This window comes from Nonomuraea sp. NPDC050663 (genome assembly GCF_044456985.1).
GTDB lineage: Bacteria > Actinomycetota > Actinomycetes > Streptosporangiales > Streptosporangiaceae > Nonomuraea.
The window spans coordinates 609,756-632,096 of sequence record NZ_JBITGL010000004.1; the positions used below are offsets into that span (position 1 = coordinate 609,756).

Here is a 22,341-nt window from a genome sequence, read left to right on the forward strand (position 1 = left end):
CCGCCGCCAGGTGTTAGCCGGTATGGCAGCGACGCCGCTGATCTCGGTGGTCGGCAACACGCAGTCCGCGCAGGCGGCTGCCGTACCGGAAGTGAACCTGACCTGGCTGGAGGGCAAGCCGGGCACGGCGGCCGTCTCCACCTGGGGCACGCCGTGGCCCAGGGCCACGGTCACCAAGGAGCAGACCTTCGCCCTGTCCGACGGCACGCCGGTGCAGAGCTGGCCGATCGCCTACTGGCCCGACGGCTCGGTGAAGTGGACCGCGCACGCGATCGCGCCCACCACGCCCGCCGAGTCCTACACCCTGGTCGCCGGCGCGGCGGCGGCGCCGGCGACACCGGTGACGGTCAAGGACGAGAAGAACCACGTCGACGTCGACACCGGCGTCATCCGGGCCCGCATCCGCAAGTCCGGCTCCGAGCTGGTCAGCCAGGTCTGGCGCGGCGACGTGGAGATCGCCCGCAAGGGCCAGCTGGTCAACATCAAGCAGAACAAGATCGAGCACGACAGCGTCGAGCGCGACGAGTTCCTGAGCAACATCCAGAAGGTCGTGGTCGAGCAGTCGGGCCCGATCCGCGCCGTCGTCCGCATCGAGGGCAAGCACCAGGACAAGAAGGGCAAGTCCTGGCTGCCCTTCACGGTCCGGCTGTACTTCTACGCGGGCGCGGAGAACTTCCGCATGGCGCACACCTTCGTCTACGACCGCGACGGGCAGGAGGACTTCATCGCCGGGCTCGGCGTGCGCTTCCGCGTGCCGATGCGCGACGCCTCCTACGACCGCCACGTGCGCTTCGTCGGCGACGGCCACGGCATGCTCTCCGAGGCGGTCAAGGGCATCACCGGCCTGCGCCGCGACCCCGGCGCCGCCGTACGGGCCGCCCAGATCGCCGGGCAGAAGCTGCCCGACCCCGCCACCTGGGACCAGCGCGTCACCACCCGCCTGCAGTACATCCCCGAGTGGGGCGACTACACCCTCAGCCAGCTCTCCTCCGAGGGCTTCACGATCAAGAAGCGCACCAAGAAGGGCCAGGGCTGGATCTCGGTCGACCAGGGCAAGCGCGCCTCCGGCTTCGGCTACGTCGGCGGCGTCACCGGCGGCCTCGGCTTCGGGCTCAACGACTTCTGGCAGCGCCACCCGGCCCAGCTCGACGTCAAGAACGCGCACACCGAGGAGGCCGAGGTCACCGTCTGGTTGTGGTCGCCCGAGGCCCAGCCGATGGACCTGCGCTTCTACCACGACGGCATGGGCCAGGACACCTACGAGGAGCAGTACAAGGGCGGCCTGGAGATCACCTACGAGGACTACGAGCCGGGCTTCGGCACGCCGTACGGCATCGCCAGGACCAACGACCTGACCTTCTGGGCGCTGGCGGCCACGCCGACGGCGCAGGTGCTGGGGGCGATGGCCGACCAGGTCCGCACCCGCCCGCAGGTGATCAACTCGGTGGAGCACCTGGTGTCGGCGAAGGTCTTCGGCGGGCTGTTCTCGCCGGTCGACCGCGCCCACCCGGTCAAGAAGGTCATCGAGGACCACCTGGACTTCCAGTTCGACTTCTACCGCAAGCAGGTGGAGGAGCGGCACTGGTACGGGTTCTGGGACTACGGCGACATCATGCACACCTTCGACGAGGACCGTAAGGTCTGGCGCTACGACATCGGCGGCTACGCCTGGGACAACTCCGAGCTCTCCCCCGACCTGTGGCTCTGGTACGCCTTCCTGCGCAGCGGCAGGGCCGACATCTTCCGCTTCGCCGAGGCCATGACCCGCCACACCGGCGAGGTCGACGTCTACCACCTCGGTCCGTGGGCGGGCCTGGGCACCCGGCACGGCGTGCAGCACTGGGCCGACAGCGCCAAGCAGCAGCGCATCTCCACCGCGAGCTACCGGCGTTTCTACTACTTCCTCACCGCCGACGAGCGCACCGGCGACCTGCTGTCGGAGCTGGCGGAGTCGGAGAAGACCTTCCTGGTGCTCGACCCGATCCGCAAGATCCGCACCGAACCGTACACGCCGAACCCGAACGCGCTGTCGATCGGCTTCGGCACCGACTGGTCCGGCCTTGCCGCCGCCTGGCTGGCCGAGTGGGAACGCCAGGGCCCCAAGGCCGAGGCCTGCCACACCAAGCTGCGCGGCACCATGGAGACCATCGGCGCCCAGCCGAACGGTTTCGTCCAGGGCAGCGGCCTGTACGACATGGACACCGGCAAGTTCGCGGTCGCCGCGGCTCCCGTCGTGAGCGTCTCGCACCTGTCGGCCATGTTCGGCCTGGTGGAGATGTGCGCCGAGCTCATCGACCTGATCGAGGTGCCCGCGTTCAAGTCGGCCTGGCTCGACTACTGCAAGTACTACAACGGCACCAGGGCCGAGCAGACCGCCAGGTACGGCGCGCACTTCGGCAACGTCAGCCTCAAGCAGGGCCACGCCAGGCTCGACGCCTACGCGGCCGTCCACCTCAAGGACGACGCCCTGGCCGCGCGTGCCTGGCAGAAGTTCATGACCGTCGACAACGTCTGGGAGTACGCCCACAACGGCAACTGGACGACCACGAAGGTCGACAGCACCCTCAACCCGTCCACGGCGGCGCCGTGGATCTCCACCAACTCCACCGCGCTGTTCGGCCTGTCGGCCATCCAGAACCTGGCCCTCGTCGGGGACAAGCTCCCCAGCGCATGATCACCCGCTCGTTCGACCTGCCGCCCGGCCACTACGACGTCACCGTACGGCTGGGCGGCGGGTCGGCCGTCTTCGCCCAGGCCCGCCGCCTCATGGTCGCCCCCTGCCCTGAGGCGGGCACGCACGGGTTCACGGTGAACGTGCGCCACCCGGAGGGCCAGCAGAACGCCTTCCACGGGCACGGCAGGCACGGGTTGCACCTGGCCTTCACCGGCTCCTTCTCGGAGCTCGAGGTCGCTCCCGCCGCCGGGCACGTGCGGCTGTTCCTGGCCGGTGACTCCACCGTCACCGACCAGGAGCACGCGCCCTTCACCGGCTGGGGCCAGCGCCTGACCCGCCACTTCGGCCGGGGCGTGTCGGTGGTCAACCACTCCGGCTCCGGCGAGAGCGCGGCGAGCTTCCTGGCCAAGCCCGAGTTGTGGGCGGCGATGGAGCCGCAGGTGCGGCCGGGCGACGTCGTGCTGGTGCAGTTCGGCCACAACGACAAGCGGACGACGGCCCGAAGTTTCCGCGCGAGCCTCACCGAGATCGTGCGGAACGTCCAGGACCGCGGCGCCACCCCGGTGCTGGTCACCCCGATGGTCCGCCGCGGCCTGGGCCCCGCCGGCCTGCACGTCAACGAGGCCGGCGCCGACCTGCCCGCGGTCATGCGGGAGCTCGCCGAACGCCTGATCGACCTCACCCGGCTCAGCCGCGAGCTGGTCGAGGAGCTCGGGCCGGACGCGTCACAGGACCTGTATCTCACCCGGGAGGAGGCAGACGACACCCACACCTCCGACTACGGCGCGACGGTCTTCGCGGACCTGGTCGCGGCCGAGTTGCGCTCGCTCGACCTGATGGCAACCCCCCACTGGAAGGTCTCGCCTTGCGATTAGCAGCAGCTCTCATCCTGACCCTGGCCCTGGTGGCCGCCCCCGCCTCCGCGGCCACCACCCGATACGAAGCCGAGCAGGCCGCCTGCGACGGCACCATCGACTCCAACCACGCGGGCTTCTCCGGCACCGGCTTCTGCAACGCCGCCAACGCCGTCGGCTCAGGCGTGACGTTCACCGTGAACGCCGCCTCGGCGGGCACCGCCACCCTCACCTTCCGCCACGCCAACGGCGGCACCACCGGCCGCCCGGCCGACATCGTCGTCAACGGCTCCACCACGCAGGCGGCCAGCGCCTTCGACCCCACCGGCGCCTGGACCACCTGGGTCTCCAAGACGGTGACCGCCAACCTCAACGCGGGCTCCAACACCGTCAGGCTCAGCCCCACCACCGCCAACGGCCTGGCCAACATCGACCACCTGGAGGTCACCGACGGCGCGGTGCAGACCGGCCGCCAGGCGGAGGACCTCAACCGGGGCCTGGTCAGCGTGCGCTCCGGCAGCGCCAACCTGCTCTCCTGGCGCCTGCTCGGCACCGACCCGGTGGGCGTCACCTTCAACCTCTACCGGGGCTCCACCTTCGTCGCGGGCGTCTCGGGCTCGACCAACTACCTGGACTCGGGCGCCGCGTCGGACGCCTCCTACACCGTGCGCCCGGTGGTCAACGGGTCGGAACAGGCCGCCTCCGAGGCGTCGCTGCGCTTCACCGGCGGCTCCTACCTGGACGTGCCGATCCAGGTGCCGTCCGGGGGAACCACCCCTGACGGCGTCGCCTACACCTACAGCGCCAACGACGCCAGCGTCGGCGACCTCGACGGCGACGGCCAGCTGGAGATCGTGCTGAAGTGGGATCCGTCCAACGCCAAGGACAACTCCCAGTCCGGCTACACCGGCAACGTCTACGTCGACGCCTACCGGCTCAACGGTCAGCGGCTGTGGCGCATCGACCTGGGACGCAACATCCGGGCGGGCGCGCACTACACCCAGTTCCAGGTCTACGACTACGACGGCGACGGCCGCGCCGAGGTGGCCATGAAGACCGCCGACGCCACCGTCTCCGGCACCGGCCAGGTCATCGGCAGCTCGTCGGCCGACCACCGCAACTCCTCCGGCTACATCCTGGCCGGGCCCGAGTACCTGACCATGTTCAACGGCCTGACCGGCGCGGTCCTGTCCACGGTGAACTACGACCCGCCGCGCGGCACCGTCTCCTCGTGGGGCGACAACTACGGCAACCGCGTGGACCGCTTCCTGGCGGGAACCGCCTACCTCGACGGCGAGCGCCCGTCGCTGATCATGTCCCGCGGCTACTACACCCGCACCGTCATCGCCGCCTGGGACTTCCGCAACGGAACGCTGACCAAGCGCTGGACCTTCGACTCCAACTCCGCGGGCAGCGCCTACACCGGGCAGGGCGCCCACTCCCTGTCCATCGCCGACCTCGACCAGGACGGCAGGGACGAGATCGCCTTCGGCGCCATGGCCGTCAACGACAACGGCTCGGCGCTGTGGAACACCGGCAACGGCCACGGCGACGCCCTCCACGTCGGCGACTTCAACCCCGGTCGCTCCGGCCTGGAGTACTTCATGACGTCGGAGAACACCTCCGGCGTCGACTCCTGGATGGCCGACGCCCGCACCGGCTCGATCCTGTGGTCGGTCAGCGGCTGCGGCTGCGACAACGGCCGGGGCGTGGCGGGCGACGTCTGGGCGGGCAGCGCGGGCGGCGAGGCCTGGTCGGCGTCCGACACGGTGCTGCGCAGCGCCACCGGCGGCTCGCTCGGGCGCGAACCCTCCTCGATAAACTTCCTCGCCTGGTGGGACGGCGACCCGGTGCGCGAGCTCGTCGACCAGACCAGGATCGACAAGTACGGCACCGGCTCGGACGCCAGGCTGCTGACCGCCTCGGGGGTGCACTCCAACAACGGCACCAAGGCGACGCCGTCGTTGTCGGGCGACATCCTGGGCGACTGGCGCGAGGAGGTCGTGTGGCCGCTGAGCGACAACACCGCGTTGCGGATCTACGCGACGACGAACACCACCAACCGCGCCATCCACACCCTGCTCCACGACACCCAGTACCGGGTCGCCCTGGCCTGGCAGAACACCGCCTACAACCAGCCGCCGCACCCGAGCTTCTTCCTGGGTGACGGCATGTCGACCCCGCCGAGGCCCGCGATCTACGTGCGCTAGAGCTCCTTGGCGGCCAGGCGGATCTCGTCGAGCAGGATGGCGAGGTCCGCCTCGGTCGTCTCCGGGTGCAGGATGCACGCCCGCAGGGCCGCCATGCCGCCGAGGTGGGTACCGGTGATGAACGCCCGGCCCCTGCGCTGCACGGCGGCGGGCAGCCCCGGCAGGTCGGCCGGGGTGTAGCGGAAGGCGACGATGGAGGTCGTCACGGGCGCCATCAGCTCGAAGTCGCCGGACTCCTCGACCATCGTGGCCAGGGTCCTGGCCAGGCCGGTGGTGCGGCGTACGAGCTCGACCACGCCCGCGCGTCCGCGGTGGGCGATCGTCGCCCACACGCGCAGAGCCCTGAAGGGGCGGGTCTGCTCGATGCCGTACTCAGAGAACCAGCCCAGCGGGTCGCCCTCGTCGTCGCGAAGGTAGGGCGGGACGAGGCTGAAGGTGTCGCGCACCAGGGCGGGGTCGCGGAAGAGCACGCAGCCGCAGTCGACCGGGACGCCGAGCCACTTGTGCGGGTCGAGGGCCAGGGAGTCGGCCTCGGCCATGCCCTCGAAGACCGGGTCGCCGGTCACGGCCGCCAGCGCCCCGTAGGCGCCGTCGACGTGGAACCACAGGCCGTGCTCGCGAGCGACGGCGGCGATCTCGGCGAGGGGGTCGACGGCGCCGGTGTTGACGGTGCCGGCGCTGGCGGCCACCAGGAAGGGACGCGCTCCCTCGGCCAGGTCGCGTTCGATCCGGGCGCGCAGGGCGGCCGGGTCCATGCGGTAGGCGTCGTCGACGGGCACCACGTGGAGGTTGGCGCTTCCCAGGCCCAGCAGCTCGGCGGCCTTGCGCAGGCAGCTGTGGCCCTCTTCCGACAGGTACATGACCAGGGGCGCCCGGCCGTACAGCCCGTTCTCGCGCACGTCCGGCAGGGCGCGGCGGCGGGCGGCGGACAGCGCGACGATGGTCGCCATGGACGCGCCGCTGGTCAGCAGCCCCCCGCCGGGCGGGTGCGGGAAGCCGACGAGCTCGGCCAGCCAGCGTACGGCGGTGCGTTCCAGCAGCACGCCCGCCTGGTCGCCACCGGCGGTGCTGGGGTTGAAGGCGGCCGCGAGGGGGGCGACGGCGACCCCGGCCTGGGAGGGCGGGGAGTTGACCCAGCCGAAGAAGCGCGGATGGCCGTTGCCCATGGGGTGCGGCAGCACGAACTCGCCGATGTCGTCGAGCAGGCGGGCCAGCGGCCGGCCGCGGTCGGGCATCTGCTGCTCGGTCAGCCAGGCGCGGTCGGGCACGGGCCGCCAGACCGGCCGGTCGGGCACCCGCTCCAGGTAGGTCGAGGCCATGCGGGCCGCGCGCTCGAACTCATCCATCGTGTCGCACTCCCAGTTCCATGGCCAGGTAGAAGACGCAGTCGCCGGTCTCCAGGTCGTTGGCGAAGGCGTGCAGCCGGTCGCCGGGGAAGTAGGCGGCATCGCCTTCCTCCAGCACGTGGGGGCGGGCGTCGAGGGTCAGGCGCAGCCGGCCCTGCTCGACGGCGACGTACTCCCGCGAGCCCGGGGCGTGCGGGTCGAACATCCCGGCGTCCACGCCCGGTCCGAGCGTGGTGCGCATGAACTCGAACTCGACGCCGGGCAGCACGGGCGACAGGATGCGCCGCTCCCAGCCCGAGGGGTCGCGCACCACCCGCTGGCTCTCGCGGGTGAGCAGGACCACCTCGGGACGGGCGGGGTCGTCCAGCAGCCTGGCGATGGAGGTGCCGAGGGCGGTGGCCAGGCGGTCGAGCACGAGGACGCTCGGCGTCTTGGCTCCGCGCTCGATGTCGGAGACCATGCTCCGGCTGACTCCGCTCAGCTCGGCGAGCCGTTCGAGCGCCAGGCCGCGGGCCCGGCGCTCGGCACGGACCCGCGCTCCCAGCTCGGCCATCGACAGGCCGCTGGACAGGACGTTTTCCACAAAAGTCCACTATAGCGGCGCTGATTCCGCTATAGCGTCACCGGGCGTGCGTCGTGGCCGGCCCCGCGCCAGACGTCTTCTAGGACAGGTGCAGGACGTTCCAGGACAGCGGGGGCAGCACGGCGGTCAGCCTGCCGCCGTCGATCGCCGCGCCGGTCACCGCGTAGGGACGGACACGGTCGGGGTGCTCGCGGGTGTTGGTGGCGAACCGGTCGGCGTCGGCCAGCACCTCGTGGCCCACGACGCGCGTGGCCTCGATGCCGCGCACGTCGATCCGGAGCTCCATCGGCTCGGTGAGCGAGCGGTTGACGGCGAACACGGTGGTGCGCTCGTCGTCGCGCACGGCGGTGGCGTGGAGCAGCGCGGCCTCGCCGTACCCCTTGGTCTCCGAGACAGGGCTGACCGGCTCCACGCGCAGCACCTCGCCGCGGCCGTACCTGGCGGCCTGGGCGAAGGGGTGGAAGATGGTCTGGCGCCAGGCCGGGCCGCCCGGCTCGGTGAAGATCGGGGCGATCACGTTGACGAGCTGCGCCAGGCTGGCGGCGCGCACCCGGTCGCTCTGGCGCAGCAGGCCGATGAGCATGCTGCCGACGGCCACCGCGTCGGTGAGGTTGTAGACGTTCTCCAGGATGCGCGGGGCCTGCTCCCAGGTGTCGTTGCCGGGGCCGGCGTACCAGACGTTCCACTCGTCGAACGACAACATGATCCGCTTGCGGGCCTTGCGCTTGGCGCGCACGTGATCGCAGGTGGCGACCACGTCCTGGATGAAGTCCTCCATCGCGCTGCCGGCGGCCAGGAAGGTCGCCGGGTCGCCGTCCTCCTCGCGGTAGTAGGCGTGCAGCGAGATGTAGTCGACCTCGTCGTAGGCCGCCTCCAGCACGGTCGACTCCCAGGCCGCGAACGTCGGCATCTCGTGGTTGGAGCTGCCGCACAGGACGAGTTCGAGGTTCGGGTCGATCATGCGCATCGCGTGCGCGGTCTGCTGGGCCAGCGAGCCGTACTCCGCCGCGCTCTTGTGGCCGGTCTGCCACGGGCCGTCCATCTCGTTGCCCAGGCACCACATGCGGATGCCGTACGGCTCGGCGTCGCCGTGCTCGATCCGCAGGTCGCTCAGGGCGGTGCCGCCGGGGTGGTTGGCGTACTCCAGCAGGTCGCACGCCTCCTGGACCCCGCGGGTGCCGAGGTTGACGGCCATCATCGGCTCGACGCCCGCCTCCCTGGCCCAGGCGGCGAACTCGCCCAGGCCGAAGGCGTTGGTCTCGATGGAGCGCCAGGCGGGGTCCAGGCGGGTCGGCCGGCGCGGGCCCACCCCGTCCTCCCAGCGGTAACCGGAGACGAAGTTGCCGCCGGGGTAGCGGACCGTCGTCACCCCCAGCTCGCGGGTCAGCTCCAGGACGTCGGTCCTGAAGCCGCGCGCGTCGGCGCGCGGGTGACCCGGCTCATAGATCCCCGAGTAGACGCACCTGCCCAGGTGCTCCACGAACGAGCCGAACAGGCGGCGGTCGAGCTGTCCGATGGAGAAGGCGGGATCGAGGGTGAACGAGGCGCGCAGCATGCGGATGATTAAAACGTGTCAATCCGGGGTTTCGCTAGACCCATGTTTGCACCGCGTGGGGTTGTTAAAACGATTTGTAGATTTTCTTCCCGAGCACGAGGCCGCGACAGGGCGCGCTTGAGGCGGGAGGCGAGGGGCTTCTCGACGAACCGGTGCATGCCGTACGCCGCGACCAGCATGAGCGTGGTGATCCCGGCGAGCAGGACGTAGGCGTTGACGTGGGCGTCGAACAGGTTGAACAGGATGAAGCCGATGTGCGCGTGCAGCAGGTAGAGCGGGTAGGTCAGCGCGCCCGCCGTCACCATGCCCGGGCGGCCCAGCGGCTTGGTCACCCGGGTCGCGACCAGCAGCATGACCACGAAGATCAGCACCACGACGGCCACGATCACCGCGTCAGAGTAGCCGACCTGGTAGCGGCGGCCCACGGCCTCGGCGAAACCCACGGCGCGGAAGACCGCATTGCCCAGGCAGATCGGGATGATCAGCGCGATCTGCAGGCTCATACCGAACCGGTAGAGCATGAACATGGCCATGCCGGCGATGAAGTAGTGCGAGAACTCCGACTGCACCAGCAGGTCCAGCACCCGCGGCGCCAGGCCCGCCTGCACGGCGAAGGTCAGCGCCAGCCAGCCCCACAGCACCGCCATCATGCGGTTCTTCGTCATGCCCACCAGGGTCAGGGCGAAGATGACGGCGTAGAACCGCATCTCCGTCCACAACGTCCAGTAGACGACGTCCACGTTGGGGATGTCCGCGACCGACTGGAACATGGACAGGTTGGCCAGGAACTGCACCGGCGTCACCTCGAACACGCCCGCGCCGAGGGTGGCGACGACCACGGCCGTCACCACGACGCCGACCCAGTACGCCGGATACAGCCGCACGAAGCGCGAGACCGCGAAGTCGCGCGGCGACCTGCCCCAGGCGCTCATCAGCACCACGAAGCCGCTGATCAGGAAGAAGAGATCGACGCCGAGGTAGCCGTACTTGCTGACCACGCTCTCGGCGGCGAAGACCACCGCGGTCTCCCCCTTGGCCCAGCCGGAGAAGGTGTAGTGGAAGAGCACCACGCACAACGCCGCGATCAGCCGCAACGCGTCCATCTCGTACAGTCTGTCTCTCTCCATGTCTGGAGGGTGAACCCGACCTCTTGACGGGCGGTTGCCACATACCTGGCATCGACCAGCCATCCGCTTGAATCCGCGTTTAGGTGATTCTGTCCGGGTAGCCGGGGGTCTACCGAGAAAGTCGGACGAAAGGAGCACTCCCGATGGAGCTCTGGGAGTATCGCGCTGACGTCTACGATCGAGGCAAGAGTCTCGACCTGGTCGGATACCACGTCCAGGCCACCGACGGCAAGATCGGTTCGGTGGACGAGGCCACCTACGAGGTCGGCGAGAGCTACATCATCGTCGACACCGGCCCGTGGATCTTCGGCAAGAAGGTCCTGCTTCCTGCTTCGGTCATCACGCAAATCGACCCGCAGGAACGCAACGTCTACGTCTCCCGCACCAAGGCGGAGATCAAGGCCGCGCCGGAATTCGACGAGGCGACCTTCAAGGAGCCCGAGTACCGCAACCGGGTCGGCGACTACTACCGCCAGTTCCCGAGCGGTCCCGGTGCGGGCACCACGTTCTGACCCAATCGGGAACACAGGGGCCGCGTCCTTTCGGGGACGCGGCCCCACCCGCGTTCTAGGGCCACCCGTGTTCTATGGCCACTTCGAGTCGCCGTCGGCGTTCACCGGGTGGGAGATCACCCCCAGCCGCTCCAGCAGGGTCAGGAACGTGAACGCGTACGGCGAGTCCTGCGTGACGGCCGCCACCCGATCCCAGTCGACCTGCTCCCGCAGCGCCCTGACCTGCGGCAGCATGCTCCCGTAGTCGCAGGCGTGCTCCGACATCGGGATCAGCCACGAGATGACCAGATCGGTCGCCTCCAGCACCGGCAGCCGCACCGCGGAAGCGGTCAGCGGCTCCGCCCGATCCAGCAGCGCCTCGGTGACGTCGTGGTCGGCGATCCTGAAGATCAGATCAACCAGCCTGTCCTCGTCGAACGCCTTCACCAGCCACCCCTCCGGCGGCGTCACCGTGCGGAAGCCCAGCTCCCGCAAGGCCTCCAGGGCGGCAGGAGCGTCCTTCTCCGTGAGCACGAAATCCACGTCGTGCAGGGACGGCGCCGCCCCTCTGGCATAGGCCGCACACCCTCCCGCCAGCGCGAACTTCAGGCCCGCATCCTTCAACGCATAACTCGCGCGCTTGAGCGTCTCAAGAATCGCGTCCGTAACCTCATGACTGTGACTCCCCATGGAGTGACGGCTACCCTCACGATCGACGACTAGACGCGCTGAACAGGGGTAGCGCCCAGGGATGCTCGAGGAAACCGAACGCGAATACCAACACGGCCCGCTCGCCCCCTACCTGCGGATCCTGGCGGTGTACGGCGGAGCGGTCGCGGCCACCGCGGCCATCGCGGCCCTGACCCGGCGTCGCCCGCCCGACCGCCTCGGCCTCCTCGACCTGGCCGTCATGGGCGTGTGCACCCACAAGATCTCCCGCCTGATCGCCAAGGACCCCGTCACCAGCCCCCTGCGCGCCCCCTTCACCCGCTTCAAGGGCGTCAGCGGCCCCGCCGAGCTGAAGGAAGAACCGCGCAACCCCGTCGGCGAACTGCTGGCCTGCCCGTTCTGCCTGGCCCAGTGGACAGCCACCGGCTACGCGGCCGGGCTCATCTTCGCCCCCCGCTTCACCCGCCTGGTCGGCTCCACCATGACCGCCGTGGCCATGTCCGACTGGCTGCAGCTGGCCTATGCCAAGCTGATGAAGGAGGCTTCGTGACCACCGGCTCCGGACCCGCCGAAAGGGGCCGCGTGACGACCGACTCCCGAGTCGGTGAACAGGACCCTGTCACGACCGACTCCGGAGACGGCGAGAGAGACCTTGCGACCACCGAATCCAGAGCTGCAGAAGGAGGCCGCGTGACGACCGAATCCCGAGCGGTCCGCGAGCCCGGCGAGCCGGGCGAGAGCCACAAGGAACGCGTCGACCGCGAACTGCAAGAGCTGCTCCAAGGCCTGCGCGTGGCGGTCACCGGCGTCCAGGTACTCTTCGCCTTCCTGCTCACCGTGCCCTTCCAGCAGGGATTCACCAAGATCGACCAGCTCGGGTTGTGGCTGTTCTTCATCTCGCTGCTGGGATCGGCGCTGGCCTCCATCTGCTTCATCACGCCCGCGGCCCAGCACCGGCTCATCTTCCGCACCGGCCTGAAGGAACGCATGATCCACCGCGCCAACCGGCTGGGGATCGCGGGGGCGATCTTCCTGCTCATCGCGATGACGTCGGCGGTGGCACTGGTGGCGGAGGTCGTGCTCAACAACTGGCCGGCGGCCATCTTCGGCGGAGTCGTGGCACTCACCGGCACCTGGTTCTGGCTGCTCGAGCCGATCGTGGACCTGCGCCGCGAACGGTGACGATCGCGGGTGCGCGCCGCTAACGCTGACGATCGCCGACGCGCGCCCCGCGACCGCCAACGACCTTGGATGTGCGCCGCGAGCGCAGACGATCGCCGACGTACGCCGCGAACGCAGGCAGTCGTGAACGCCCCCCGCGACCGCAGACAATCGTGAACGCGCACGCCGCGGCCGCAGACGCTCGTCGACGTGCCTGTGCCGCGAACACTGCCCCCTCGTCATGGGGCACTAAAGTCGCCCCATGACGAGATGCGCGATCCTGGACGACTACCAGGGCGTCGCCCTGGACCTGGCCGACTGGTCCGGGATCGACGCCCACCCCTTCCACGAGCCCTTCGCCTCGACCGACGACCTCGTCGCCGCCCTCGCCGACTACGAGATCGTCGTCATCATGCGGGAACGCACCCCCTTCCCCGCCTCCCTCTTCGCCCGCCTGCCCAAGCTGCGCCTGCTCGTCACCACCGGCATGCGCAACGCCTCCATCGACCTGGCCGCCGCAGCCGCCCACGGCGTCACCGTCTGCGGCACCGGCAGCCGCTCCACCCCGCCCGCCGAACTCACCTGGGCCCTCATCCTCGGTCTCACCCGCCACCTCCTCACCGAGGCCACCAGCCTCCGCACCGGAGGCCCCTGGCAGTCCACCCTCGGCCTCGACCTCCACGGAGCCACCCTCGGCCTCCTCGGCCTCGGCAAGATCGGCACCCAGGTCGCCCGGGTCGCCCAAGCCTTCGGCATGAACGTGGTGGCATGGTCACAGAACCTCACCCATGAGCGCGCCACTGAGGCGGGCGCCACCCTCGCCCCGTCACTGGACACGCTGCTCGAACAGTCGGACATCGTCTCCGTCCACCTCGTCCTCAGCGCCCGCACCCGCCACCTCATCGGCGCCCGAGAGCTCGCCCTGCTCCGCCCGACGGCATACGTGATCAACACGTCGCGAGCCGCCATCATCGACCAGGAGGCGCTGGTGAAGACTCTGAGCGCAGGGTCCATCGCAGGCGCCGGCCTCGACGTCTTCGACGAGGAGCCGCTCCCCGGGGACCATCCGTTGCGCACCTTGCCGAACGTTCTCGCAACGCCTCACCTGGGGTATGTGACGTCGGGCAACTATCGCACGTACTTCGCCGAGGCGGTGGAGGACATTCACGCCTTCCTCGCGGGCTCCCCTCTCCGCCGCCTGCAGTAACCTCACCGGCCACGCCCCTTCGGAGAGGCCTCGCCGACCACGCATCTCCGGACGGGCCTCGCCGGTCGTGCACCTTCGGCATGGGCCTCGCCGGTCCGAGCGCCTTCGGCGCGAGGCGGGCTCGGGCTTCCCTCATTGGACCGAGCCCCCCAAGACCCCCCCTGCCGGGGCCTTCCGGCCCCGGACCCCCGGCCGTTGCCGTTGGCGAAGCGGGAATGGGTTTCGATGCCTGCTCTCAAGGGGGTGGATTCTGTCGGGTGCCCCGAGATCCGTCCCACGCATTGGCGAGCCGAGATCCAGGTGGGAGGGCTACGGCGCGCAGTCATGAGCGAAGGGGCCCCGTCGGCCTTCTATCAAGCTGATGACTTTCAAGCGCGCCTCGGCTGTCCAAGCTGCGAAACCAGCTGCGTGTTCGGTTTCGATGACGGCTTCGACGATCACCATGGTTCCAAGTATCCGATGGTGGGCTCGACGTCCAGACGGCCGTGCTGGACGTCGAGGTTCCGGGGTTGGCGTCGTGGTCGGCTCAGGCGGTCATCGGTGTGGGTGGCGGGGGTGGCGAGCTGCGACAAGCAGCGAAGCGTTCATGGCTGTGACGCTCGGACGTGGGCTGTGCGCCCGCGGTTGGCGTCACGGCGCTCAACCGCGGTCAAGCCCCTGGAAGAAGGCGCTGATGTCCGCTGCCAGTGGGGCGGGGCCGGCCATGGCCAGCATGTGGCTGGGGTGGTGGAGGTCGTTCCAGTGGACGATGCGGTTCTTGCGCTCGGCGATGCGGCGGAAGGCGGCGGGGCCGCCGTGGGAGACGCCGGTGGGCACGCGGTCCTGGTCGATGGGCATGCCGGCGGCGCCCTCGTAGTACGTCCATGACGAGGAGCTGCCGGTGTCGGTCAGCCAGTAGAGGCTGGCGTTGGTGAGGATGAGGTCGCGCGAGATCGGCTCGGTGCCGGAACCCCAGCCGTCGAACTCCTTGAAGCGCTCGACCAGGTAGGCGAGCTGCGCCACGGGCGAGTCGGACCAGCCGTAGCTGAGCGTCTGGGGGCGGGCGGCGAGGTAGGGGGCGTATGCGCTGCCGCCGGCTCCGCTGAGCATCTCGGTGACCCAGGAGATGCTTGCGCGCTCCTCCTCGGACAGGTCCGCCATGTCCTCGGGGCCGGTGGGGATGCCGAGGCCGCCGGTGATGTGCACGCCGACCACGTGCTCGGGGAACAGGGCGCCGAGTTGCGGGGAGACGAGCGCTCCGGCGTCGTTGCCGTGCGCGCCGTACCGCTCGTAGCCGAGGCGGCTCATCAGCTCGGCCCAGGTGCGCGCGACGCGTTCGATGCTCCACGGTCGCTCGTCGGCCGGGTTGAACGGCGAGAAGCCGAAGCCGGGTAGTGACGGTGCGACGACGTGGAAGTCCTCGGCGAGGGGGCCGAGCAGGTCGGTGAATTCGGCGATCGAGTTGGGCCAGCTGTGGGTGATGATCAGCGGCAGCGCGTCCGGGTTGGTGGAGCGCACGTGGAAGAAGTGGATGGGCTGGCCGTCGATCTCGGTGACGAACTGCGGGAAAGTGTTGATCTTCGCTTCCCAGGCGCGCCAGTCGTAGTCGTCGCCCCAGTAGGCGGCAAGGTCGCGCAGGTAGTCGACCGGGACGCCGCGGCTCCACCCGGCTCCGGGGAGCCTGGCGGGCCAGCGGGTGCGAGCCAGGCGCTCGCGGAGGTCGTCGAGGTCGGCCTGCGGGACGTCAATGGCGAAGGGCTTCATCATGTTTTTACGGTAGGACGTAATGCGGAAGATTTCGTTCCGCATTACGTCGGGTTCATGGATTGGCGGGGCCTGGCACCACCAGGAATGTGCCCTGGGTGCGGGTGCTGTCGGGGAGGTCCCAGGCGCCGGTCACGTGTCCGAGCGCCTTCGAGGGGGGTGAGGACTGGGGCCTGAGGACGCGCTGCAGGTGGACCGTCGTTTTCTCCGGGGTGGTGAGCTTCGTTCCTGCTCCGTCGTCCGTCGCGGTTGCCGTCGAGGACAACGCTTCGCCTGTGTACGAGCGCGTCACTTCGAGGTCGGGGGCGTCGCTGACGCTCTGCTGCTGGGCTTGCGCCCGGCCCGCGATCAGGGCGAGCAGTTGCTCGACCAGCACCGGGTCGTGGCATCCGTCGTAGGCCCAGCGGCGGCCCAGCACGCCGTGCTCCATCGTGCCGATGAGGGCGTGGTCGGCGCCTTCGAGGGCGGCGCCTCGGTAGGTGAGCGGGGTCAGGTACGAGACGGGGGCGGGGCCTGAGGTGTCGGTGACGACCATGAACTCGATGCCCACCTCGCCCGCGGGGTCGTCCAGGCGGAAGCCGCCTGCCTTGGTCAGACGGGGTACGGCCGAGCCGCCTGCGTACCAGGGGCGGGTGGGGAGCCAGGTGGTGAGGAGTTCCAGCTTGGTCGGCTTGAGGGTGGTGTTGTGGACGACGGCCATGCTGCGGGCTCGCTCTCTACGCGAAACGGGGGGCGCGGGGGTGACCTTGGCCATCGTGCCAAAAGCCAGCGGGCCGGGGTGCGCCGGGAGGGCTGGCTGTGTTGACCTCAAGGCTGGTTGAGGTTGCAGCATGGGTGGCTCGACGTGGGCATCGGCGGGAGTGGTGGTTATGCGAGTGATTCAGATGGCGCAGTTCGGGGGGCCTGAGGTGCTGGTGCCCGGGGAGGCGCCGGATCCGGTGGCCGGGGCGGGGCAGGTGGTGGTCGAGGTGGCGGTCGCGGGCATCACGTTCGTCGAGACGCGGATCCGGCGCGGGGTCGACGAATGGCATGCCAGACCGGCGCTTCCCCACGTGCCGGGTGGGCTGGTGGCGGGGCGGGTGGGTGCGGTCGGCGCCGGGGTGGATCCAGCTTGGGCGGGGCGGCGGGTCGTGGCCGATCTCGGGGAGAGCGGCGGGTTCGCCGAGCTGGCGGTTGCCGATGTGGAGAGGTTGTTCTCCGTGCCGGACGGGCTGGGGCTGCCGGAGGCGGTCGCCCTGCACAGCGACGGCAGTACGGCTCAGGGCCTGATGGAGACGGTGAAGGTGGGCCCTGATGATCATGTTCTGGTCGAGGCGGCCGCTGGTGGGGTGGGCAGTCTGCTGGTGCAGCTCGCTCTGGCGGCCGGTGCGCGGGTCGTGGGGGCGGCTCGTGGGGCGCGCAAGCTCGGTGTGATCCGGGAGCTTGGTGCGGACGCGGCGGTCGACTATTCCGAGGTGGGGTGGACCGAGCGGGTGCTGGAGGCCACCGGCGGGGTGGGGCCGACCGTGGTGTTCGACGGCGTGGGCGGGCGGATCGGGCGGGAGGCGTTCGAGGTGACGGCTCGCGGGGGGCGGTTCTCGGTGCACGGTGCGTCCAGCGGGGAGGTCACCGCCATCGAGCCCGGTCACGCCCGCGCCAGGGATGTGGAGGTGATCGGGATCGAGCAGCTTTTCGGGTTCGGGCCGCATCTGGCGAGGTGGGCGGAGCAGGTGATGTCCCTGGCGGCGGACGGGCGGGTCCGGCCGGTGATCGGGCAGACGTTTCCGCTGGAGCGCGCCGCGGACGCGCACGCGGCGATCGAGAACCGCACGGCCGTGGGGAAGACGCTGCTGCTGGTCGGAAGCACACCCCCTCCACCGGCCGGACTCTAGGCCGACGCACCAGGCCACCCTCCAGGCCGCGCGGTTCGCGCCAGGCCACGCGACAGGCCCTCGCTTCACGCCTCCTCCACCTAGGCCAGAGCCATGGCCACGACCACGGGAGCCAGGTAGAGCAGCGGGAACGGGATGTGCTTGTACGACCGGGCGCGCAGCACCGTCACCACGGCGCCGGTGAAGTAGACCACCAGCCCGATCCCTGCCGCGAGCCCGATGGCCGGGATGAACAGGCCGACCACCAGGCCAACGGCGCCCGCCGCCTTGGCGGTGCCCAGCCAGGGCCACAACGTCCGCGGGACGCCGTACTCGGCGAGGGGTTCGACGACCCACGCGGCACGAGTGAGGACCGATACGGCCGAGAAGGCCACCCAGGCGGCGGCGAGGACGGTGACGACAACGTGTGCGGTGAACATCTGAACTCTCCTGTCATGGATCTTGCTGACGGAGTTCAGCTTGCTGGGAGGGGTTGATAGGTCCGCGATGCGGCGGCGATGCGAACCTCTTGCGGTGATCTGTCATCCAATGAGCGACGGAAAAGGATCTCCTCGGGAGGATCGATGAAGAAGACTCTCGCCATGCTCGTCGCCGGCGGCGCGGTCGCCACCATGTCGCTCGTGGCGGCCCCCGCCGCTCAGGCCGCCGCGCCGCCGCAGTGCCAGGCGCCCAAGGTGGCCGACCGGGACAAGGGCCGGGCCACGATGCGCGGCACGTTCAACCTCAAGGCCGGGCCGTACGCCGGGCCGCGGTGTTCGACCGTCGGGAAGGCCAGGAAGGGGCAGGTGCTGGAGTTCTTCTGCTGGGTGACCAACGACTACGGCACCCACTGGGTGTTCGCGCACGTCAGGGGGACGAAGAAGTACGGCTGGATGTCGATCGACAACCTGAGGACGTTCCGTGACACCAACAACGTCCGGGAAGGGTGCTGACCCCGGCCACCCCCGGCGTCGCTAAGATCCACTGCGCGATGGGAGTCCACTGCGCGATTCGGAGTTGACCGCTATGAACATGCCGGAAACAGCCGTCCGGATCGGCGCCCTGGTGCCGTTGTCCCGCCCTGGATGGGTCGAGGCGGGCCGGCATCTGCTCGCCGGGCTGGAGCTGGCCGTAGGCGAGGTCAACGACGCGGGCGGGATCGGCGGTAGGCCGCTTGAGCTGGTCGTCAGGGACACCGCGGCGGATCCGCTGAAGGCCGCCGCGGCCGTGGACGAGCTGGCGGAGCTGGGGGTCTCGGCGCTGGCGGGTGAGTATCACAGCGTCGTGGCCCGGGCCGTGGCCGCGCGGGCCGTCGCCCTCGGCCTGCCGTACCTCTGCTCGTCGGCGGTGCTCGACGCGCTCACGGAGGAGCCGACCGACCGGGTGGCGCGCATCGCTCCCGCGCAGTCGCACGGGTGGCGGATCTATGCGGACTTCCTGCTCGGCGCGGGGCACGAGCGGGTCGTGGTGGCCGCGCAGGCGAGCGTGTACTGGGCGTCCGGGATCCGGATCCTGCGGGAGGCGCTGGAGGCGCGTGGCGGGTCGGTCATCGAGGTCGACATGGGGACGGTCGATCCCGCGGGGCTCTGCGACGAGATCGTCGGCTATCAGGCGACGGCTCTGCTGCTGCTCGTCGGGCATCCGGAGCCGGCGCTGCCCATCGTCGGGGCGGTGCGGGGTGATCGGCGGCTGGCCGGGGTCATGATCGGTGCTCCGGCCGGGCAGCCGGAGTTCGCCGAGTGGGCGGCGTTGCCGGGCGGGGAGGGGGCGGGCATCCCGTTCCTGCGGTATCTGCCCGAGCGGCTCGGCCCGCTGGGTGAGCGGGTCGAGGGGGCCTTGCGGGAGCGGCTGGGGGCTCCGCCCTCGTTCGTGGCGTTCGAGGGGTATGACACGGTCGCCGTGCTGGCCGAGGTGCTGCGGTCGTCGGTCCTGGACTGGGCGGGGGTGTCGGTGGAGGGAACCCGGGGGGTGATCAGGTTCTCGCGGGCGCCGGAGATCGGGGTGTGGCAGTGGGTGTGGGCGCCGGTTCAGGTGGCGGAGCGGGATCCGGCCAGGCCTGACCGGATCCGCGTCCTGCACACGGGCTGAAGGTCGGCCCGGCAGACGAAGGTCCCGCACACGGGCTGAAACCTGAACGGGTCACCTCAGGCGGGGCAGGACCTCGCGTCCGTAGAAGTCGAAGAACGCGTCCTGCTCCGTCCCGATCTGGCTGATGAACACCTCGTCGAACCCGGCCTCGACGTACTTCCCCACCGCCTCCACGTGCACCTCGGGGTCGGGCCCGCAGGCGCTCTTGCCCGACGCCTCCTCCTCCGACACCATCTCCGCGAGCTGCTCGAAGTGCCGGGGCAGGGGAAGCAGCTGCGATGCCTCCCCCTTGATCCCCTGCGTCGGCCACAGCCGGTGCACGGTCTTGCGTGCCTCGCCCTCGTCGGCGGCGTAGCAGACCTTGATGCCGCCCTGGGTGCGCTTGCCCTCCTTGGTGAACATCTGGACCTTCTCGGCGTCGGGTCCCGTCGAGATGAAGCCGTCGGCGATGCGCAGGGCCAGCTCGACCGACTTGTCCCCGAAGGCGGACATGTACACGGGGGGCGGCTCGTCGGGCAGGGTGTAGAGCCGCGCGGTGTCCACGGTGTAGTGCTTGCCCCGGTGGGTGACGAGCTCGCCGGACCACAGGGCGCGCATGACCTCGATCGCCTCCTCCAGCATCTCCAGCCGTTCGGCGGCCGGGGGCCAGCGCGAGTCGAGGATGTGCTCGTTGAGCGCCTCCCCGGTTCCGACGCCGAGCTGGAACTTGCCGCCCGTGAGCACGGCGCTGGTGGCCGCCGCCTGGGCGATGATCGCCGGGTGGATGCGGACGAGAGGGCAGGTGACCGCGGTCGTGATGGGGAGCGAGGTCGCCTGCGCGATGGCTCCGATGGTCGACCAGACGAAGGGGCTCTGGCCCTGCTCGTCGAGCCACGGGTGGAAGTGATCGGAGATCCACAACGCCTCGAAGCCGGCGCGCTCGGCCAGGACGGCCTGCCGTACCAGCTCGTCGGGACGGTGTTCTTCGCTGCTCAGGAAGTATCCGAAGGTAGCCATGCGACTCACCTGCCCAGATGAAGAAACGAAATGTGTTAAGTCGTCTCGTCTGGGGGCAGTGGCAGTCCCATGGCTACCTTGCTCTGGATCATCGCAGTAATCCTCGTCATCGCTGGGATCTACGTGATCCTGGCTCGTCGGGACATCCTCTGGGGGATCGTCCTCATCGTCCTCGGATTCCTGGTCGGACCGGGTGGCGTCAGTATTTTTAATGTATAGCGCGGGTCATGGCGGCTTGCCAGGTCTGTAGATAGGCCTCGGCTCCTGCCGCCATGTCCTGCATGAACCCGTCGCCGGCGATCGCCCGCATGTCCTCGATCCAGTCCGGAACGAGGCCGACGTGGGCGACGCCGTCGACGTTGTAGTCCCACGTGCGCTGGCCCGTGCTCGCGCGGTCCTGGCCTGTCGGAAGCGGATAGGTCACGGCACTGCCCGAGCGCGGCGCCGGTAGCACGTGCAGTCCGTAGGCGTCGAGCCCATAGCCGTATCCCGTCTTGCCCAGCTCGTCGCGCAGCGTCTTGGACGAGCGCCAGCTGTCGACGAAGTCGTCGGCGTCGTGGCTGATCGAGGTGATCATGCCGCCGAGCTGGTAGATGCGGCGGAAGTAGTTGGGGTCGGTCCAGCTGTGCGAGGAGATCACGCCCGCGTACCCGCGTGATTCCAGCAGGTCGAGGGTCTGGTCCGCGGCCTTGACGCTCATGTGGTCGATCTCGACCATCATGCCGCGGGAGATCATGCCCTCCAGCATGTAACGGCCCAGTGAGGTCAGGCCCTTGGTGTTGCAGTGCGGCGCCGGCGGGTAGACCGGCAGCCCCACGCCGGGCGGCAGCAGGTCGTTGAGCACCGGCGGGAGCACGCCGTCCGGCGAGATGGTGTTGTCGCGCTCCGGCCCCGTGCAGCGTTCGACGCGCCAGAAACTGCCCGAAGAGAGCAGGTTGCCCAGGTTGACGATCGCGCCCTGGGCTCCGGAGTCGAAGCGCACGCCACACAGCGCGTTGTCGTACTTGTGGCACAGGAACATGCTTCGCACGCCGAGCGCGTGCATCTCGTTGAGCCCGCGGTCGATCTGCGCCCTGGTGCAGTGCGGGATGCCCAGCGTGGTGCGGCACCCGAACGGCTCCGAGGTCTCGATGCCCAGCACGACGGCGAGCTTGCCCGCCGCGATGACCTGGCGGGCCTCGTCGGGGCTCTTGACGATGCGGAAGAAGCCGGTGCCGGGGCCACCCGACTTGGCGTCGATGTGATTCTGCAGGTCGTAGGTGCGCTGGGCTTCCAGCCTGATGGCCGTCATCTCGTCGCAGGAGCGGTTCTTCAGCGGGTAGATCTCGCAGAGCTGCCGGTTGGTCACCAGGTCGTTGACCATGATGCGCAGGCCGCCGCGCCAGGCTCGCTCGATCCACTCGTAGTAGTTCTGCTGGTGGGTCATCGAGTCGTTGGCGGGCCAGTCCCTGAAGGTCGGGTAGCCGACCGGGTCGTGGGTGCCCAGGGGCGAGCCGGTCCTGGTGAAGTTCTCGAACCAGGCGGCCTCGCCGTTGGGGTGGTGGTCGAGGCAGTCGACCAACGCTCTGGCGATGCCGTCGGGGTGGAAGGTCTTGCCGCAGAACAGGGCCCCGCCGAAGCCCTCGTTCGACATCAGGTGGTTGTGGGTGTCGACGTAGCCGGTGACCGGCTGGGCGGTGCGGGAGGCGGCCGGGGCGGCGGCCACGGCGATCCACACGACGGCGAGCAGGATGACAAGACGTCTGACCATGGGCACCTCGGGAGGTTACTGGCGCGGGTGCCCCCAG

Annotated in this window: 21 protein-coding genes; 11 read left to right on the top strand and 10 right to left on the bottom strand. The window is 69.8% G+C overall.

What is annotated here, in order from left to right; all coding sequences use genetic code 11:
- The first annotated feature begins 22 nt into the window (after positions 1-22).
- Genes ACIBH1_RS15670 through ACIBH1_RS15680 form a run of 3 tightly spaced genes read left to right on the top strand, consistent with a single transcriptional unit; the run spans position 23 to position 5,738 of the window.
- Positions 23-2,674 carry a Tat pathway signal sequence domain protein gene (locus ACIBH1_RS15670; RefSeq protein ID WP_397314425.1) on the top strand — a complete coding sequence of 884 codons (2,652 nt, stop codon included), beginning with the start codon at positions 23-25 and terminating at the stop codon, positions 2,672-2,674.
- Complete coding sequence (locus ACIBH1_RS15675) at positions 2,671-3,549, top strand: rhamnogalacturonan acetylesterase (protein ID WP_397314426.1); 879 nt, start codon at positions 2,671-2,673, stop codon at positions 3,547-3,549. Before ACIBH1_RS15670 ends, ACIBH1_RS15675 begins: the two co-directional genes overlap by 4 nt.
- A complete protein-coding gene (locus tag ACIBH1_RS15680) occupies positions 3,540-5,738 on the top strand; it encodes a carbohydrate-binding protein (protein WP_397314427.1) in 2,199 nt (732 codons plus the stop codon). The genes ACIBH1_RS15675 and ACIBH1_RS15680 overlap by 10 nt, the downstream gene beginning before the upstream one ends.
- On the opposite strand, the gene ACIBH1_RS15685 is transcribed toward ACIBH1_RS15680, so the two are convergent.
- The 4 genes from ACIBH1_RS15685 to ACIBH1_RS15700 all read right to left on the bottom strand — a co-directional run bounded on the left by ACIBH1_RS15685 (position 5,735) and on the right by ACIBH1_RS15700 (position 10,349).
- The gene (locus tag ACIBH1_RS15685) at positions 5,735-7,084 is read right to left on the bottom strand and encodes a pyridoxal phosphate-dependent decarboxylase family protein (protein WP_397314428.1); all 1,350 of its coding nucleotides are present in this window, start codon (positions 7,082-7,084) and stop codon (positions 5,735-5,737) included. The genes ACIBH1_RS15680 and ACIBH1_RS15685 overlap by 4 nt on opposite strands.
- Entirely contained in the window at positions 7,077-7,667 is a 591-nt protein-coding gene (locus ACIBH1_RS15690) for a helix-turn-helix domain-containing protein (RefSeq protein ID WP_397314430.1), read from the bottom strand. The genes ACIBH1_RS15685 and ACIBH1_RS15690 overlap by 8 nt, the downstream gene beginning before the upstream one ends.
- Before the next feature lie 79 nt (positions 7,668-7,746).
- The gene (locus ACIBH1_RS15695; protein ID WP_397314431.1) at positions 7,747-9,222 is read right to left on the bottom strand and encodes an alpha-N-arabinofuranosidase; all 1,476 of its coding nucleotides are present in this window, start codon (positions 9,220-9,222) and stop codon (positions 7,747-7,749) included.
- Between the two features lie 8 nt (positions 9,223-9,230).
- Positions 9,231-10,349 carry an acyltransferase family protein gene (locus ACIBH1_RS15700; protein WP_397314432.1) on the bottom strand — a complete coding sequence of 373 codons (1,119 nt, stop codon included), beginning with the start codon at positions 10,347-10,349 and terminating at the stop codon, positions 9,231-9,233.
- Between the two features lie 143 nt (positions 10,350-10,492).
- Between ACIBH1_RS15700 and ACIBH1_RS15705 the strand changes: the two genes are divergently transcribed.
- Positions 10,493-10,861: a PRC-barrel domain-containing protein gene (locus ACIBH1_RS15705; RefSeq protein ID WP_397314433.1), complete on the top strand. Its 369-nt coding sequence runs from the start codon at positions 10,493-10,495 to the stop codon at positions 10,859-10,861.
- Positions 10,862-10,933: 72 nt separating this feature from the next.
- On the opposite strand, the gene ACIBH1_RS15710 is transcribed toward ACIBH1_RS15705, so the two are convergent.
- On the bottom strand, positions 10,934-11,530 hold the full coding sequence (locus tag ACIBH1_RS15710; protein ID WP_397314434.1) for a nucleotidyltransferase: 597 nt from the start codon (positions 11,528-11,530) through the stop codon (positions 10,934-10,936).
- A gap of 61 nt (positions 11,531-11,591) precedes the next feature.
- Here ACIBH1_RS15710 and ACIBH1_RS15715 point away from each other — a divergent pair, with 61 nt between their 5' ends.
- From ACIBH1_RS15715 to ACIBH1_RS15725, 3 genes are all read left to right on the top strand, one after another.
- Positions 11,592-12,059 (top strand): DUF1360 domain-containing protein, encoded by a 468-nt coding sequence (locus tag ACIBH1_RS15715; RefSeq protein ID WP_397314435.1) that lies wholly within the window; start codon positions 11,592-11,594, stop codon positions 12,057-12,059.
- Between the two features lie 140 nt (positions 12,060-12,199).
- On the top strand, positions 12,200-12,691 hold the full coding sequence (locus tag ACIBH1_RS15720; RefSeq protein ID WP_397314436.1) for a DUF6328 family protein: 492 nt from the start codon (positions 12,200-12,202) through the stop codon (positions 12,689-12,691).
- 241 nt (positions 12,692-12,932) lie between these two features.
- Positions 12,933-13,877 carry a D-2-hydroxyacid dehydrogenase family protein gene (locus tag ACIBH1_RS15725; RefSeq protein WP_397314437.1) on the top strand — a complete coding sequence of 315 codons (945 nt, stop codon included), beginning with the start codon at positions 12,933-12,935 and terminating at the stop codon, positions 13,875-13,877.
- Positions 13,878-14,516: 639 nt separating this feature from the next.
- Here ACIBH1_RS15725 and ACIBH1_RS15730 read toward each other — a convergent pair.
- Both ACIBH1_RS15730 and ACIBH1_RS15735 read right to left on the bottom strand, forming a co-directional pair.
- The gene (locus tag ACIBH1_RS15730; protein ID WP_397314438.1) at positions 14,517-15,623 is read right to left on the bottom strand and encodes an epoxide hydrolase family protein; all 1,107 of its coding nucleotides are present in this window, start codon (positions 15,621-15,623) and stop codon (positions 14,517-14,519) included.
- 52 nt (positions 15,624-15,675) lie between these two features.
- Positions 15,676-16,320, bottom strand: a complete 645-nt coding sequence (locus ACIBH1_RS15735; RefSeq protein WP_397314439.1) for a 1,4-alpha-glucan branching protein — start codon at positions 16,318-16,320, stop codon at positions 15,676-15,678.
- Positions 16,321-16,489: 169 nt separating this feature from the next.
- Between ACIBH1_RS15735 and ACIBH1_RS15740 the strand changes: the two genes are divergently transcribed.
- A complete protein-coding gene (locus ACIBH1_RS15740) occupies positions 16,490-17,491 on the top strand; it encodes a zinc-binding dehydrogenase (protein ID WP_397314440.1) in 1,002 nt (333 codons plus the stop codon).
- An 80-nt stretch (positions 17,492-17,571) separates the two neighbouring features.
- Here ACIBH1_RS15740 and ACIBH1_RS15745 read toward each other — a convergent pair whose 3' ends face one another.
- Complete coding sequence (locus ACIBH1_RS15745; protein WP_397314441.1) at positions 17,572-17,910, bottom strand: DoxX family protein; 339 nt, start codon at positions 17,908-17,910, stop codon at positions 17,572-17,574.
- A gap of 144 nt (positions 17,911-18,054) precedes the next feature.
- Between ACIBH1_RS15745 and ACIBH1_RS15750 the strand changes: the two genes are divergently transcribed.
- Positions 18,055-18,423 carry a hypothetical protein gene (locus ACIBH1_RS15750; protein WP_397314442.1) on the top strand — a complete coding sequence of 123 codons (369 nt, stop codon included), beginning with the start codon at positions 18,055-18,057 and terminating at the stop codon, positions 18,421-18,423.
- Positions 18,424-18,502: 79 nt separating this feature from the next.
- Positions 18,503-19,558 (top strand): ABC transporter substrate-binding protein, encoded by a 1,056-nt coding sequence (locus ACIBH1_RS15755; RefSeq protein WP_397314443.1) that lies wholly within the window; start codon positions 18,503-18,505, stop codon positions 19,556-19,558.
- Between the two features lie 51 nt (positions 19,559-19,609).
- On the opposite strand, the gene ACIBH1_RS15760 is transcribed toward ACIBH1_RS15755, so the two are convergent.
- Positions 19,610-20,554, bottom strand: coding sequence for a TIGR03557 family F420-dependent LLM class oxidoreductase (locus tag ACIBH1_RS15760; RefSeq protein WP_397314444.1), 945 nt, complete (start codon positions 20,552-20,554; stop codon positions 19,610-19,612).
- Positions 20,555-20,623: 69 nt separating this feature from the next.
- Between ACIBH1_RS15760 and ACIBH1_RS15765 the strand changes: the two genes are divergently transcribed.
- The gene (locus tag ACIBH1_RS15765) at positions 20,624-20,773 is read left to right on the top strand and encodes a GPGG-motif small membrane protein (RefSeq protein ID WP_164903902.1); all 150 of its coding nucleotides are present in this window, start codon (positions 20,624-20,626) and stop codon (positions 20,771-20,773) included.
- Here the strand turns inward: ACIBH1_RS15765 and ACIBH1_RS15770 are convergent.
- Positions 20,763-22,304 carry a Coagulation factor 5/8 type domain-containing protein gene (locus ACIBH1_RS15770; protein WP_397314445.1) on the bottom strand — a complete coding sequence of 514 codons (1,542 nt, stop codon included), beginning with the start codon at positions 22,302-22,304 and terminating at the stop codon, positions 20,763-20,765. The genes ACIBH1_RS15765 and ACIBH1_RS15770 overlap by 11 nt on opposite strands.
- Between the last annotated feature and the right edge of the window lie 37 nt (positions 22,305-22,341).